This is a genomic window from Mucilaginibacter angelicae, from assembly GCF_042434235.1.
Taxonomy (GTDB): Bacteria; Bacteroidota; Bacteroidia; order Sphingobacteriales; family Sphingobacteriaceae; genus Mucilaginibacter; species Mucilaginibacter angelicae.
In genome coordinates this window covers 1-16371 of the sequence record NZ_JBHLTS010000021.1, presented here as the reverse complement: position 1 = coordinate 16371, position 16371 = coordinate 1, and the positions used below count along the sequence as shown (strand labels likewise).

The following is a 16371-nucleotide window of genomic DNA, read 5'->3' as shown; positions in this document are numbered from 1 at the left end:
GCCGGCCGCTTATAGTAGCTAACACCGGCCGGCTTTAATAATCGTACAGGTCTTCTTCATGCAAAAACGGTCTTTGATGCCGGCGAACCCGGTGCGCGGTTGTATTTACCTGTACGCTTTGCACAGCGTGTACGTGAATGGCCTCGAGGTCGATCATCAGGGCGGGTGTCCTTTTGTCCCCATCGATAATAGGGATCATCGTTGCGAACCGTGCTGCTTCTTTTTCGTCGGCTGTCGGTTCCTGATCGGCTGGGATCAGTTCGGTGACTTCGTAGCTGGTATAGGATTGGTGTTCTTCATAGGTACGCAGGGTTGCCTTTATCTGTGTGCCGGCTTTTATATCGATTCGTTTCACCCTGGAGCATTTATGAAACAGGACGCAGTTAAAATCAGTGCCTTTGCTCTGTACAGACGGATAGATGATCCCATCGAGGTTTAATTCGGGGTGTACGGATAGGAAATCGGCTACGGCCTGTGTGGGGAGGTATTCCAGTACTTCGTCATTCGGCATCACCGGACGGGTCATAAGTTGCTGTAGCTGACTGAGAAATGCGAGCTTTTCGAAGTAGGCCGCAAAAGCGGGGTCGAATACACTGCCTTCGGCCTTAATATGCTGAAAAGCGGTGAGGTCTAACAGCCGGATGGAACGTAAAAGATCAAACTTGGCCACGACTACGAAACTGCCGACGGGTGGCCTTACTTCGGCTATCGCTAACTCGGGTACGTTTGCGCCATAGAATGCGGCGATGCCGGCGGCATTCATCCGGCCTCCTGCTGTCCGGGCTGCTGGGGGCGGCCCGATCTGCCATTCAGGGTATTTGAGCGCTTCGGAGAGCTCATGTTCGGACTGGAATACCCTGGCCCGGAAAAAATGGCTGAGGGTGGTTCCGGGGCCAACTTCTGTAATGATTTGCTTCTTGTTCCAGGTTTTCATACCGGCCACGCCGTCAAACACCCGGTTAAGGAGGTTGGCGGCAGTCCGGCTGAAGTAACGTTCCTTGGTTTTTAATGCCTCCTCGAATTCCCGCCAGTCTTTGTCCCAGTCATAGGCGCGGACTGTTTTCCGTTGGAAATAGGAGCCGGATTGAAACATAGTTTCTTCGCCCGCAAAATAAGCGTCCTGGCTGCTGTAACGTCCTTCCAGTATCTCATGTACGTCTTTTGCGATCTCTTCAGAGATACTGGCAGCATCTCTTAATGCGGTAATAACATCATCCCCCTCGCGTTCCCATTCATAGGCCGATTCCGGATCGGCGAGCATACGGCTTTGCCATTCATCGGGGTAATCCGCGGTCTGGTCATAATGAATGTCAAACGCACTTTCAACACGGTCTGCAAGCTGGATTAAGGTGTATGTCCTGCCGGGTATCCCGCAATAGTTGCATTTCCGGTGCTGTCCTGTTTTCTTTATTTCGTTCTTTAAATAGGCGTCACCGATACATTGAAAACATATCCTGTTGCTTTCTATTCCGTCGTCATGGATGGTTCTTGCCATGTATTGCTATTATTGAGGTATCTGGTAGTTGGTCTAAGCGATCAGGCTTTTCTAAATGATTCAATCGTTGATATGCTGACTTTCGCGGTAAATCCCTGTTCAGCTAAGAGCACTTCGAACTGTTTCTTATTCAGGGTTCGCTCAGGGCAGTTCGGTGCCAGGATAATTTCGGTCAGCTCAAGCGGGAAATCAGCGGCCTGAAGGTCCAGTAAAACAAATTTGCTCAGGATAGAATCAGGTTGCGCGATCACCCATCCTTTTTTATTGGACGGCAAGGTATTATCGTCGATATACAACAGGCGTACTTCTTTTTCAATGGCGTAATCCGCACTTTTGAAAAAATGCTTCCAGAGTTCGAGTTTTCTGAACTTAAACCTGATTCCCATACTTTTCAAACTGGAGATGATCCTGCGCAACAATTCCAGCTCGGGGTGATAACCATCTTTCCGGGCGTAGGAGATTTTTCTAAGGATGAGGTTACCGGCCAGCCGCGTTTTCTTTATCTTGAATACAAGACAGACACCTTTGGTTTCTTCTCCGTATAGCCGGTACATGGTCAGGTCGTCCCGCTGATCTTCCGTGGTGAGCGATGAAATGTAACTTTTATTCAATTGTTGCATTTCAGGTAGTGACAAATTGGGGAGTGTCGTATAGGTATCGTCGATAAGCTTATCCACATAATCTACTTCGCCGCGATCATTCATCGCCAGATGTGATGCCATCCGGTAGGATTTGCCGGATATGGAATAATAAAGCGTCGATAATGTGGTATAGCGGCAAACTTCATCTTCATCGACCGGATCGAGCAGGTATTGAAAGAATTGATTTTCAAAATCGTCGATTTTCCCTTCAGAATCTTCGGTGAAATGAAAAAAGCGTCCTTCGGGGTTATAGGAGATCTGTGATTCGGAAAAACGATTTTGGAGAGCCTCCCTGATCCGGGGCAGGTCAAGGACCTTTTCTTCATCTGATGGATCAATTGGTTGAAATATCGTTCTGATGGTTTCGAATACTCGTTTCCCTGCAGATAGGATATCCTGGATGTTCAATTCCTGTTCGAAAACTTGGAATAATTCGGCAAAAGGCTTCCGTTCTCCGAGGTTCCCAGGTGTGAGCATATAGAAATATTCGCCATCGGTGATGATAAAATAGTCTGCTTCAACCATCTCCAGGTAGACCATATACTCGGAAATGTTTGCATAGGGCTGTTTGGAATTGAATCGCTTAGTGTTGACTACTTCTATGATCATAAAAGCGTAAGAGCCTTTGAGGATTACAAAATCCGGGCGAAACCGCGTTTTGATCTGTGGATTGAATTCGGATAGATCCGGTTCATGGAGTACACTGTATTGGGAACTAAGCTGACGCTCACTGATAAAATTGGCAATACGTGTGGCGATTTCGGCCTCTGTTGGATCGTAATACTGTGACATGATTTAGCTGATCTTAAGGTTAAAAAGATCGCTGTAATTTACACATTCTGTATTTCTATGATAGAAATATTTTACGGTTGGCTTAATGATTTGTCCCTGTGATCTTTAGGAATATTATTGCCTCCGGCAAATTAATTTACGTAAGGGTACGCAAATTCGAAGATTAAAATAATTGCAGACATTTAATACAAAACTCCAGCTTCATTTCGCTTCGTAGATTTAAGTGAATTAAATTCCTCCGATTTACATTCATGACATGCGAACCATTGACCTCTTTTCAATAACACTGCTTGAACGAGGATAATCGAGTGGTTGGCGAATTCGGCTAAACCTCTGTCATCGTAATCGTTACATATTGGCCCGGCGTCGTATTTGAGGTTGCAGTAAACGCCTGTGAAAAGAGAGGTTAAGGTGCTGTCATTGCCTTTTACTTTTAGTTCTTATATATGATAAATTGATCCTGCATTTGAAAATTTCTTATTATTTTTAACACATAAACCTTAAATAATACTATTATGCCCAACCTTATAGATATTGGGATCATCGCTGCGCTCCGTGAGGAACTCGACATGATACGGCAGCTCATCCCGGGTTTCGAAGAGGTGGATCTCGACGGCACAAAGACCTGGTATAAAACTACGATCGAAAGTCATAACAAAAAAAAGTATACAGTAGTGGCAGCCCGGCAAACGAAAATGGGGCCGATGGATGCGGCAGCACTTGCCAACGATTTTTTCATGCACTGGCAACCGGCTTATTTAATTGTCACGGGTATTGCGGGTGCGCTTTCAGATGATGTAAATCTGGGGGATGTGATCGTCAGCCAGCAGGTGATTCACTACGACCTGGGTAAGGCGGCGGTGGACGATGACGGAAAATCCGTTATCAGGTACAGGCCGGAAGGTTATCCTTGCAGCATGACACTGATCCGGCAGACGGAAGCGGTCGCAGACAGTGAACGGTATGTGTTAAAAGAAACTGCACTGGCGGGTGTGGAAGCCGTTATTGAATTGATTAAGAAGCAGTATGGTGATGAGGATGAGTTGCCGGGGTTGCTGGATCAGGTAGCCAGGCATCAGGCGGCTGTACACTTCGGGCCGCTGGCATCCGGCAGCCTGGTGGTCAGCGACCCGGCAAAGAAAAAGCAATTACTTGCCCTGCATGGAAAAGTACTATGAACAGAAATGGAGGCTGCCGGGCTGATGCACGCCTGTTATTATAATGATCCGCCGAAGCCGGGCATTGTGATCAAAGGCGTTTCAGACGCGGCAGATGCCGATAAAGCTGCAAACGACAAGATTCCGATATGGCGGAAGGTGGCAGCGGTTAATTCGGTCACTTTAATCCGCAACCTGATCCTTTCGGGTAAATTGCCCTGCCTGCATACCGATAGTTTTTCGCTGGATGAGCAAGCTGGTACGACAGCCGAAGCCCGGGCGGTGATCACAGAATCGGTTCCTGTGGGTGCGGCGCTGAAATGCTTCCCTGCGCTGATAAAACCGGAAGGGCCGTTAACCGGCCTGGAAATACGGGTTGGTGCGCCCGCTGGTACCGGTCTGTTGCTGCTCCGGGTGATCTATAAAGATCTTCACGGACATGCGAAAACGATCACGGCCACTAATCCGGTGGTCAGGATAACGGAGCCGCTATCGGCGGATGCTGTCGGGGTTTACCTGCTTGTTCAGCCGGAAACGAGCCGGCTGGATTTCGAAGTATCGAGCGGTAAAATAAACATGAAATCAACCACTTGGAAAAAAAAATAAAATGGCTGTAAAAAAAATTTATCTGTATAATCATTTAAACAGCCCGCTGGCTGTTCCTGGTATCACACTGGAATTGTTTGATGCGAATACCGGTGCTTTACTGGACAAGCAGTTTTCGGCACGAAGGCCGGTAATCGGTGACTGGGGCGCGGACCTGACTTTTTCTAGTGTCGGGTCGCCGGTCGATATCATGATTACAGATGCATCCTATAGGTATCCGGGTAATTGTGTGTTTTCCCTGAACGGTACGACAACGGAAGAACTAAATCTGGATCTGCTTGCGGTACCTTCGACGCCAATGGGGAATCCGCCGCCGGCGAACAGTACACCACTGACGGCCATTAATGCGGTCAAAAGCAGCACTTGGGGAAAGCTGGAAAAAAAAGCGGTAATCAATTTGATTAACAACTACACACAGCTGGCGACCAATATCCTGCCGGAAAGGTACCAGGATGGACTGCCACCGGAATTGCAGGAGGTTTTGGACAGCTGGAAAAAAGCGTTGGACAAGCTGGGTATCGCCGGGCTCGATCTGGATTCTGGTCCGCGGTTACTGTCGAAATAAAATGCAGGGAATTTGTTTTTTATGCTCAAGCAATAGATAAGGAGGCCTAATGGTAAAGCTGAAGATTTCTCCGGTTTTTACAGTAAATGCGCACGTCGAGGGTGATCAACTTTTTGGAAGCATTGTTGATTTCCAAAATGCCCCTGACATGAACGGGGATCGTGTTTCCGTAAGAAAAATAAGCGCTTTCGATATTCCATCGTCGCAGGATGTGCTCCTGCTTGGTGCGACAGGAGCGGGAAAAACGAGTCTGATTAAGTCGTTACTGTTTCGAACGGTTAATTCGGATGCTCAAAGAACCTTGTTTATTGCAAACAAAATTAAATTTTCGGAGGGCGGTACGGTCAAATTCGCGGATTTACGCGGGGACGCAACGGATGAAGAATATGTGTCCATTTTATCGGCGTCTAATGCGCAGATCGTATTGATCGTGATCGATTCCCAAATGCAAGATCCTGAAAAAAGCTGCATTAACTGGCTTTCCTTACTTAAACGCCATCATAAAAACTATGATGGCTTACTTAAAATCCTCATTACCACAAAGGCTGATGGCGGTAACGAAGTGCGATTGTCTCCGGGTTTTGAAGATCGGACGGCCATAAAGCATCATTTTTCGGTTAGCTCGGCGACGGGATTTGGGTTGGATGGTCTGAGGGCAACATTAAGCACTGCCTTTAAAGAGTTTTTAAAAATCGATGATGATTCAGAGGTATCGATCATTATCAGGACCTGCGTTGATAAGCTCTGTTATGCGATTCTGAAAGAAGCACGGAATTTAAAAAGACTGGATTGGATCGATATGGAAAGAATAATCGCCCAGATTTTAGAGGAACTTGGCTTTGATGTGATCTTGACGGCCCCGGCTAAGGATGGCGGCAAGGATGTGGTGGTCAATTGCAGGATCGGCGATAAAAACCATACCTTTTTTATTGAAATCAAACATTGGCGTACGACGAAACCGGGCATGAGTTATCTGTCCGATTTCGTTGCTGTAAACTTCTTGGAAGGTACATCGGGCGGCATCTTTCTGTCTTCTTCCGGGTTTGCGAAAAACGTATACAACCAGATTTGGGAACTATCTAAACAAAGGGTTAGGCTCGGTGACCGGGAAAAGATCTTATCGCTTTGCAAACGTTACGTCGAAAAGAAAAACGGAGTAAGATGCGAAGTTCAACCGCTGCACGAATTGTTATTTGAGGATTTAATTGATTAAAGAAATACCTGATGAATATACTGCCATTGATGTTGTTGTTTATAAAGAGCTTGATCGGAGCCATTTTTGCGGGATATTAAAATATGCCGGACAGAACTTATCCACGGATTGAACCCGAAAAACTCCGGAACATCGCGCTGAGTTTCTCGGGTGGTGGTTTTCGTGCGGCTTCTTATGCGCTTGGCTGCCTTTCCTTCCTGGAGCGTTTGTCGTATGACGAGGTGCGCCTGGTCAGCCTGGTCAGATTTGTTTCATCGGCTTCCGGGGGGACGATAACGGCGATGGGCTACACGGCGGGTCAGCGCCGTAACCGGGATTTCAAAACGTTTTTCAGAGAGATGACGGAGGAATACCTTTTCGGAGAGCTGCTGATCGACAGGGTATTCGCCATGCTGGCGAATGATGCGGCCTGGAAGCAGCGGCATATCAAATCCAGGAACCTGATCAATGCCTTTGCAATGGTCTATGATGAATGGGTTTTTAAGCGGGAAACTTTCGAAGTGTTCTGGAAAAAGTCTTTACGGGCGATACCCGAAGTTTGCTTTAATACGACGGAGTTCAAGAACGGGATGCTTTTCCGGTTTCAGAACAAGGGAAAGTTCGGCAACAATTTCATACAGTTCAAAGCGGGGGCTGAATACCTTAAGGTAGTGCAGCAGATCAAGCTGGGAGACATTCTGGCCTGTTCCTCCTGCTTCCCGGTCGGCTTTGAGCCAGTCATTTTCCCGAGGGATTTTGCGCATACACCGGTAACCTCGGGGGATCTTGCCAATACGGTCAGCATGGACGACCGGTACTGGCGAACCGTCGCCACGGAAAAACAGGAATGGAGTAATCTTTTTTCGCTGATGGACGGGGGGATCGATGACAACCAGGGCATCGATTCTTTTCTGAAGGCGGAACAAAGACTGCAAAAGGAAAATGGTTTCGGTTACGACTTGTATATCGCCTGTGATGTAAGTAGTAATTATACTACCGGGTTTTATCACCCGGCGGTCGGAAAGCAGGGATTCTTCCGGCGGCGGTCTTTAAAGGAATATCTGATATTGGTGTTTTTAATTTTTCTGTTGTGTTTGGCAGGTATCGTCACGGATACGCTGTACGAGCTTTGCTGGGCGGCATTGGGTGTATGTTTTGTTGTATTGGCGGCGGTACGCGTGATCTACAAAGCTGTTCAAAAAGCGGAAGCTAAAGCGATAAAAAAGCATGCGACTGAAAAGGCCATGTTTTTCCGGCACAAGCGCTTTTTTTTTAATCTGGGAGTCGGCTATCTCTGGGAAGCTCTGGTAACAAGGGGGAAATCTGCAGCGGAGCTTGCAGCGGTGGTATTCATGAAAAAGATCCGCCGGCTTTCTTACGCGGGTCTGTTTGATATGGTTTCGATGATCCCGGCCAGGATGACGCCTTTGTTGAAGGAGCAAGGTGCAGTTCAGAAGCTGAAGTTCATGCGGGAGTTTGTTCTACAGAATGCGTTATACCTGCTGAGTGAAAAAAATGAAACACAAAGGGAGACCGATCTGAAAAGCGAACCCTGGACTAAACGGCAGTTAACGATCAATGTGGCCGGAAAAAAAAGCACGGCTAAACAATTCATCGAGCCTTCTGCGGGTATGAGGCACGTGGCTACGCTGGCCACCGCTATGGAAACTACTTTATGGTACGATTCACATCACCGCGATTGTTTTCAGCCGGCGGCGATCATAGCCGCCGGGCAGTTCACGACCTGTTACAACCTGCTGAAATATGCCCTGCGTTTTGAGGATCCGGCCGGTGAAAAGGTATGGAAAACATTCAAGGATGAACTTGCGGGCCATTTGCATACGTTTAAAAATGACCCCTATTTTATGTATAACGAGGACATCGCGAGATCAGGTGTCCTGTTGCCGCTGAAGCTGGACGAAGATAACCGAACGATCCTGAAACAGGGTTGAAGCGGATACAAGGAATCCGGGTATTAATTATTTCAAAACAATTAGGGTTAAGCGTATTTTTACAGGATTGAAAAGCCATGGCCAAAGCTGGGCAGAACCGGAGCAGACTAAGATGTATTACCAATATGAGACGCTTGCTGATGAATACCATTTTCAGGAATTCTTGAAGGATGTTTTTAATAAGAAATTTTCAGTCGGTTCTTTTGAGGAATACCGTACACGGGGTCAGGCGCAATATGGAGTGGATGTTTATTCAGCGCGGCAGCAGGTAGCTGTCCAGGCAAAAAAGAAAGATATCGGCAGGACGAAAAATGCGCTTGTCAGGGAGCTGCTGCGGGAGTTGCAGGAGACGGTCGCGATGCTTAAAGATTTCCCTCACCCGGTGGAGCAGGTTTATTTCGCTACCAACACGAAAAAGTACGCGGAGATCCAGGATGAAGCAATCAAGCTCAGCCGGTTTCACGGCAAGGATATTATTTTCTATTCCTGGGAAGACCTTCAAAAAGACATTTCTTTAAACCCTGATATCAGGATCAAATATTATCCCCACTATAATCACCAGTTATTCAGCCGGAATATCGTCGCTATCGGGCGATTTTCGCTGGCCAATCTATTTGGCAGGGAAAAAGAACTTGATGTGATAAACGGGCTGTTGAACCAGCACAAGCTTCTCCTCCTCCAGGCTGTCGGCGGTTGCGGCAAGAGCACGCTGGCCAAGATGTACTATGAGATCAAAGGCCGTGATTACCATCATTTATTATGGCTTAACGGCGTACGGAACTTTAAAAAAGATATCGCGAGCAATCAGGCGCTGCTTACCGGACTGCGCTGCGAATTCGAAGCCAACGATTCCCTGGATAAAATCTATGAATTGATATTGTCCGCATTGTTTACTGTTCCGGGAAAATTGCTGATCGTTATCGATGACATCATTGGCGATGACGAGCAAAACCTGGGGGCTGAGTTGTATCGCTGGGCATCTCGTGAAAATACGCATATACTGATTACTTCAAGAGAAAGTCTGGAGATCGACGCGCAGTTGCAGCTAACGAATTTAAGTTATGAGGATTGCAAATCGCTGTTTACCGCCAACTGTAAAAAGGATGTTTCAGAGGCCGCGTTAAAGGAACTATTCGATTTACTGAGTTATAATCCAATGATCATTGAACTGGTTGCGAAAACGATCAATGCGACCGACCATCTGGATGTCCCGACGGTGATCGATAATTTCAAAAAAGACCAGCTTGGCGCCCCTCAACTGCAAACCGCCATCCAACATAACAGTAATGGGCGACCGGTTTACGGAAAGCTGTATGACTTCATCAATGCGGCTTTCGATTTTACGGATCATACGGAACAGGAATGGTATTTGCTTACTTTACTTTCCGTACTGCCTGCCGGGCGTCTGCCGCTGCCGGAGTTGCTTGATATCTTTTTCGTAGTTCCGGAAGAACGGCCAAAGATCGTTGAGGCGGTTAGCTCGCTTGCAAAAAAAGGCTTTCTCGTCAGGGAAACGGACGATATCAGGACGCATCAGCTTGTTTTGGATGTCGTGCGGATGAAGAACACACATTATTTTCTTTATAGCTGGATATTTACGCCACTGATTAATCGGCTCAATAAGGCAAACGCCACTTTTTCAAATGAAGGTCACCGGCTCAGTTTTTATGCGGGACACATCCTCAGTCGCTTAAAAGGTGAAAAATCCGAAAGTATCCTTCAGCCGCTTTTCCTGCTTAAAAATAATTTGTTGCTGACCTACCGTTATTTAGGATTGACGGATATGGCAACTGGGCTCGCTTTGGAGCTGGAGGACGAACTGGATGCCGTCAAGGCTTTTAATTTCGGGGATTCCAATCTTTATCCGAAAGTGCTCCATAATATCGGGATGCATTATGTCCATCAGGGGGATCTGGACAAAGGGGAAAATTATGTTTCGAAGGCGATAGCGGAAAGTGCGGAGGGCGATCTGGTAGGCAAAGTGAATTTTTACAATGTATTGTTCATGATCAATGTCCGTCGCGGTACGCTTGAAAAGGCTTTCGAATCATCGCATAATGCACTTGAGCTGTTGAGGCCTACCCCTATCGAAGAAACCGGCCACCTGATGGCTATGATATTTAATAACTACGCGGTGCTGTCCTTAAAATACAATCAGCCTCGCAAAGCCTGGGAAGAGATTTTTATGGGGCTTGACCTTTACAGCCAATCAAAAAGCCCGGACCGTAACGAGGGTTTCAAGGCCACGTACCTGATGAACGGGGCCTATGCGCTTTCCGGCCTTGGTGAACATGGCGAAGCCGTAAAATTAGCGGAGGCAGGTGTTGAGGTACGCGAAAAGCTGGGTTTGTCGAACGATCCGGGTTTACTGGACTGCCTGGAAATGGCTATCGAAATCTGCGAAATAGCCGGAGATCCGGAAAAACAAAAGGTGTTCATCGCTAAACGGGATGCGATCAAATAGGCATAGGTTATGGTTTGTCGGACGCCCCCTTCAAAATACATTTGAGTTTAAGGAATGACAGCGCCTGGCATTGACTGGCTATACATCGAAATCATATTTTTCTTTGAGGTAGTCCCGCACGAGCTGAGTCGGCTTTTCACCGTAACTGGACGCAACGACGTAACCGAAATCTGTGAGATCGATGGAGCCATCACCAGCGATCGCTTTTAAAAAAGCAAGCTCGCTTTCCGGCTCTACCAGAATAAAATAATAGGCCCATTCTCCGGCAGTAGTCTTCGCTTTGAGCTTATGGATGGTAAAGCCGGACATGCCGATATGTATATCCTTGAGTAACTGGAGAAGCAGTGCCGCCTCCTGCCCTAAGCGGCCTTCGTTTAAATTGATCTTTGCTTCGTCCCGCAGCCGAAACACATCGACACTTCCGATATGGGCGGGCAGTTTCATTTCAGCTATTTCCATCCTACCGAATAAGCCTGAACAATAAATGCCGGCAAGCATAATGTATTTATAGTGCAGGTCGGGGCCGGGTAAAGTAAGGGCCAGGAGTTTTCGCGTAAAGGTCAAATCATGTCCGCGCTCATTGGCAAATACCCGGACCAGTATTTCGTATTTGATGTTGCGCTTGAAGCCAGGGTCTAAAAGCATATCCGTCAACGGCTCTTCCAGCAATGTGTCCCACCAGCCCGTCCTCAGTAGATTTAAGGCGATCACCGAAGCGGTTTTTTTGCTGATCGAATCCGATTGCAATATTTTTTTCAGTTCCTGGTGCAGCGTGGTGACGTGTTCCGGTAGGTCGATGGTGATAATGCCTTGCTTTTCCTCCGTGCCGTTGAACCAGCTAAACATGCCGGTAAACTTATAATGAGTAGCCGTGCAGTCACCGATCAGCCAGAGCAGCGAATAGAAGGCCTGGGAATTATAGTCGAAGGCGTGCAAAAATTTAAATGCCCGCTCAAAGGCCTCCGGACCGATGCGTTCGGGTTTGACTTGGTTGAGCGGGCCCCAGGTGATGGTTGCCAGCGTGTAGCAGGCGGAAATAAAATCGGGGATGTACCGGCTTTCCATCAACCGGAACAGATGATCAACGATTTCGCCGGAACGATCGAGTGCCTCCTCGAATTCTAAACGCAGCCGGTTAGCCCAATCGGAAAGTTTCAGGATACAAAACACTCTTTCCAAGGGATCTTCAGCCGCCAGATGATCCGTCAGGAACCTGTTCAGCTCCTTCGGGGTTTTGTCGATCATATCTTCCGCAAGCTCTTTTTTCGTCGCTATGGTATCCGGCCTGATATGATAAAGCCCGATAACAAAATCGAGCAACAGTCCCCAGACTGCTTTGTTTTCATAGGTACAGGGAAGGTATTTCTGGTACTCAAGCAAATAGCTGCCCAAGCCGAAAGTGGGCATGGATTCATGAAGCGCCCGGGTCAGCACCTGATTATATTGTTTATCGGGCACCCGGTTATCCTTTAAAAACGCCCTGGCAAATGCAGTGGATCTTATTTTAAGCAGGCTGTTGAACCCGGACTCTAAGGTCGCCTGGGGGAAATGCGGGGCAATATGGTTGAAAAGGGACTCCAGAAGCGCTGCGCGTGCGGTGTGTTCTCCCGGAGATTCTGCATAGAACAACAGCAATGACAAAGGCAGATCGAACAAGGTGCTGTTATTCAAGCTCTCACGCCAGAGGTCGGTTACCCTTGTCAGGGATGCTTCGGGAACCTGCTGAAAAATATTGCCGATCAGCTTCTCACGCTGCACCCGGGTATAAAAACCGGTAAATCCTTCATAAATGATCTCATTAGCCAGCAGATCGGGCTGAATACGCGGAATAAATTCGCTGACCAGGCCCGGCGGTTTTGAAAAGAGTTCGGTCAGCTTCACAAGATTGCCGGTATCAGGGGCGATTTGATGGCGGATATCATCGGTGACGGGGCCGACAAGCGCGGAGAGCAGAACGAGGTCCAGGCCCTGCGGCCCGAAAAGGATCTCTCCTTTCCTCAGCAGGTTTTTTGCATAATTGCCTAACGCGGTTTGCCAGGTATATTGATGGATACCTGCCAGGCTCAGGAATGCCGGTCTTCCGCCGGTTTGTTCCATGAGCCCGGAGGCATGACTGTCATCAAACGCCTGGCCATGGTTCAACGCTGTTTGGGACATGATCTCCAGGCAATTTGCAGGGGCTTCTATAGGACGTATCGGCATGCCGTCCCGGTATCTGCTGTTCAATAATTTCTGGGAACGGTCATAATAGCCGAGCCGGGGTTCGAGGTTACTATGGGAGATCATCAATATCCTGACTTGGATATTGAACGCATTCCATTGGTGACCTATTTCTTCCAACAACAGCCAGGCACGGTCGCTCATCAGGTCTGCGTTGTCAAAAACGATGGCGGTCGGATTTTCCGGGTTATAGGTCAGCAGGCGTTCCAGTTGCTGATAGGAAGCATCCAGTTTTCCGGTTGTCCAGTTTTGAGTTTTGAGTTTTTTCAACCATTCGACAGCAAGCCGGGTTTTGCCGACCGCGTTGTCCCCGTAAATAACTTGCCAAAGGACGTTTTTCAGGCTATCAGCAGCTGCCCGCCGGGTATACGCAAAGTCCGCTAAAGCCTGCATTTCCGGTTCCCGGCCGATCAACGCGGCTGGGCGGTAAAATGCGCTCCAGCTGTCTTCGTAATCGCTGATTTGTTCCAGATAGCTTTCCAGCGCTCCGCCGGTTGGCGGCGCGTTATCGCTTAGGGTTCCGTTGATTTCGGGGAGTGCTGCACGATGCGGAACAGGTGATGCTATCGCCGGGTTTGCTGCCTGGTTGAACTTGCTTAAGGAATTGCCCCACTCCCATACTTCATTGTAGATTCCTTGAGCTGCCGCTTCATCTAAATGCCGCGAAAACCGGGTGGTATAAGAAAAAGGCAGGGTGCCGATATGCGTTTTTTTTAATTCCTCGTAGACTTTGACCACGCTGATATAGTAAAAGCGGTCTTCCTGAGCATGGTAGAGCATGTAAAATGCCGGCATGCCGGCATTCATCAGATAGTTGATATTGGCAACGTCAAGCGCATAAGAATAACTCCCGTCGGTATTGGCTTTCAGTACGGCGCTGGCTTTAAGCTGCACGATAAAGCGATAGTTGGTATAACTGCCGCCGGCTTTCAATTCACCGGTGATATCGATGCCTTTATCGCGCTGCAGTTCGTCACGCAGTTCAAAATTGGAGACGGGCAATACCTGATTCAGTCTTGAACGTGAGACGGTTTCAAGTTCCTCATGAGGGTTAATATTGGGCAGGCGCATCTGACCGGAATTTTTTTCGTTCATCGCTCGTAAATCATGCTGTTACTATCCCGTTGACGGAACATGCCTGGGATCAATAACAGTTCATAATATTTTATTTTAATATATACAGGTTCTTATCGCAGTCGGTCAGACACTCAAATCTGGGTATCACCGATGGTCAGCTGATCCGGAAAGTCAGCTTCAATCCGGGTCGTCCTCTCCGTAATCGTCATAGCGGTCCTCGTCTTCGAAATACTCGTAATTTTGTAAATATTGGCTTGAAAATATGCTTGTCGGGTACATTTCCCAACTAATTTTCCGCGTAATTTCATTTTGCGATAGCTTCAGCGCATCATAGAACTTTTCGGAGTTCATGAGGTCTATCGGAAAGCCTTTAGTCCCGGAGAGCGCTGCTGTTTCGACGGCCCCCGAGCGGTAATTGGAAGTCGTTACGAAGATACCTTTGGTATAACCGCCCAACACCAAAGCTCCTGTAAACTCCCTGATTTGGTCTGCTTCGATTTTATTTTTATAGCGCCTTACCTGTACGCCGATTAAATTGGATTGGGAATCGTGAAGCACGACGTCAATCCCCTTGTCGCCTGAATAGTTCGTAACAACGGAATTATAACCTAAATTCCTGAAAACGGCGCCAACTACATCTTCAAACTTTTTCGGATGCACGTCTTTGACCGTTGCATAGTTAATCGTGAGGTAATCGGAAATCTCCTGTACCGGATGTCTGACATCCGCCAAATCAAGTTTCTTAAGGATCCCGTAGGCAACATTAACGGTTTTATACCGCATGCGATAACCAGATCGTTCGTCACGTTCCAGTGTTGCATTCCACCAGCCACATTGCCGACAAATGCTGACGGTTAATTCCTTACTCATTTCAAAATCTGGAAAGTAGAGCGAATCCGTTTTTAACTCAATTTCACAAAAAAGACACGCCGAACGTGTGGCTGCGTCTAAGTTGAAGTGATAAGGTGTTGCACTATAATCCCAAATACTCATAAATTCAGTTATCAGATATAATTACAAAGCTGTTGCGGAAATTAATTTTGACAGGGCGGGGTCAATTGGCGCACGGACTAAGTGCTGGCGGTATAAACCGAGGAAATCGTTTGCTGGCTGTACAAAATCTTCAATAAACAGGTTTTCGATCACCTCCGTTGAATCGCAGATAATCTTGCATTTCCAGGTAATGGAAATTTGTATTCGACAGGTACCGGCTCCAATTAATTCCATATTTAAATTTATGATGATTTAGCTATGATTTAGTAAAAATAAGGCATTTTTATTTTTAATAAATATCTACGAACAGCATTATACTTATCAACGCTATGAAAGAATATTTCTCCCTACTTTTCATGATTTTTAAATCATGAAAAGGATAATTTAAAATCAGGTCTTCCATAAAATAAAGGGCCCTGTTTAAAGCTTTGCAAAAAAAGTACCGTTTGGGTTCATGTATTTTCAATAACAAGGGGCAATTAAATTATCCTTGGTTGGCTTTCCGAATAATATTTTAATATTTATATTCGGAAGGTTAAACCTGATCGCAATGACCGACTATTATCGCATTTTCTCTGCTGTCCCTTCAACAGATTATGAAACATCTATAATCTATCTGCGGAAGGAACTTGCCTATTATCTAACCGAGGAATACGAAGCGCAATTTGAGAATGCGGATATACGGCATTTTAATGATAACGTAAATCGCAACTATACCCTTTATTTCGATTGTACGGATGATCCGAGCCTTGATTTTTATAGCAGGTCTGCGCGAGTGGCATTCATTTTCGCGCGTTCTGCACAGGCGATCTCCAAAAGGAATGCCTATAGGTTGAAACAATTTTTAGGGGCGTTTAAAGACACGCCGGAATTCGAAGGCTATGATAAAGGGCATTTTATAGCACACTGTAATGACGGTCAGTTGGATCAGAATATTTATCCGCAACTCAGGGAGTTAAATCGTGGCTTATCTTCCCAGGGTAAATTATTCCGGGCTATGGAACGCTATTGCCAAAATAATGTCGGTGTATTTTATTTCTTAAGGCCGTTGTACAATGATTTGACCTGGATACCGGATCAGATAGATTTTGGTATTTTTACAAAGGAAGGCGGTCTGTTGTTGAATCGTTTCGACAACCGAAAGAATAAATCACAAGAGGAAACTAAAGAACCAAATATTAAAGACCAATAAAGGATAACTGTTTATTATCATGCCT

Annotated in this window: 12 protein-coding genes; 7 read left to right on the top strand and 5 right to left on the bottom strand. The window is 46.8% G+C overall.

All coding sequences use genetic code 11. The features are described from left to right. Positions 1-34: 34 nt before the first annotated feature. Together ACFFGT_RS09810 and ACFFGT_RS09805 are read right to left on the bottom strand one after the other, a co-directional pair. Positions 35-1495: an RES family NAD+ phosphorylase gene (locus ACFFGT_RS09810; RefSeq protein ID WP_377022348.1), complete on the bottom strand. Its 1461-nt coding sequence runs from the start codon at positions 1493-1495 to the stop codon at positions 35-37. Positions 1496-1536: 41 nt separating this feature from the next. Next, positions 1537-2928: a DUF2971 domain-containing protein gene (locus ACFFGT_RS09805; protein ID WP_377022347.1), complete on the bottom strand. Its 1392-nt coding sequence runs from the start codon at positions 2926-2928 to the stop codon at positions 1537-1539. Positions 2929-3443: 515 nt separating this feature from the next. Between ACFFGT_RS09805 and ACFFGT_RS09800 the strand changes: the two genes are divergently transcribed. The 6 genes from ACFFGT_RS09800 (at position 3444) to ACFFGT_RS09775 (ending at position 10864) form a co-directional block, all read left to right on the top strand. Continuing rightward, positions 3444-4106 carry a phosphorylase family protein gene (locus ACFFGT_RS09800; protein ID WP_377022346.1) on the top strand — a complete coding sequence of 221 codons (663 nt, stop codon included), beginning with the start codon at positions 3444-3446 and terminating at the stop codon, positions 4104-4106. 6 nt (positions 4107-4112) lie between these two features. Then, a complete protein-coding gene (locus ACFFGT_RS09795) occupies positions 4113-4691 on the top strand; it encodes a hypothetical protein (RefSeq protein ID WP_377022345.1) in 579 nt (192 codons plus the stop codon). Position 4692: 1 nt separating this feature from the next. Beyond that, on the top strand, positions 4693-5256 hold the full coding sequence (locus ACFFGT_RS09790; RefSeq protein WP_377022344.1) for a hypothetical protein: 564 nt from the start codon (positions 4693-4695) through the stop codon (positions 5254-5256). A gap of 49 nt (positions 5257-5305) precedes the next feature. Further along, complete coding sequence (locus tag ACFFGT_RS09785; protein WP_377022343.1) at positions 5306-6469, top strand: restriction endonuclease; 1164 nt, start codon at positions 5306-5308, stop codon at positions 6467-6469. Between the two features lie 83 nt (positions 6470-6552). Further along, positions 6553-8400: a patatin-like phospholipase family protein gene (locus ACFFGT_RS09780; RefSeq protein ID WP_377022342.1), complete on the top strand. Its 1848-nt coding sequence runs from the start codon at positions 6553-6555 to the stop codon at positions 8398-8400. 112 nt (positions 8401-8512) lie between these two features. Beyond that, positions 8513-10864, top strand: coding sequence for a hypothetical protein (locus ACFFGT_RS09775; RefSeq protein ID WP_377022341.1), 2352 nt, complete (start codon positions 8513-8515; stop codon positions 10862-10864). A gap of 78 nt (positions 10865-10942) precedes the next feature. Here ACFFGT_RS09775 and ACFFGT_RS09770 read toward each other — a convergent pair whose 3' ends face one another. The 3 genes from ACFFGT_RS09770 to ACFFGT_RS09760 form a co-directional block, all read right to left on the bottom strand. Further along, positions 10943-14179, bottom strand: a complete 3237-nt coding sequence (locus ACFFGT_RS09770) for a DUF4365 domain-containing protein (protein WP_377022340.1) — start codon at positions 14177-14179, stop codon at positions 10943-10945. Positions 14180-14338: 159 nt separating this feature from the next. Continuing rightward, positions 14339-15154, bottom strand: coding sequence for a restriction endonuclease (locus tag ACFFGT_RS09765; RefSeq protein WP_377022339.1), 816 nt, complete (start codon positions 15152-15154; stop codon positions 14339-14341). A gap of 21 nt (positions 15155-15175) precedes the next feature. Then, the gene (locus ACFFGT_RS09760) at positions 15176-15388 is read right to left on the bottom strand and encodes a hypothetical protein (protein WP_377022338.1); all 213 of its coding nucleotides are present in this window, start codon (positions 15386-15388) and stop codon (positions 15176-15178) included. Between the two features lie 316 nt (positions 15389-15704). Here ACFFGT_RS09760 and ACFFGT_RS09755 point away from each other — a divergent pair, with 316 nt between their 5' ends. Further along, positions 15705-16346 carry a hypothetical protein gene (locus ACFFGT_RS09755; RefSeq protein WP_377022337.1) on the top strand — a complete coding sequence of 214 codons (642 nt, stop codon included), beginning with the start codon at positions 15705-15707 and terminating at the stop codon, positions 16344-16346. The last annotated feature ends 25 nt before the right edge of the window (positions 16347-16371 follow it).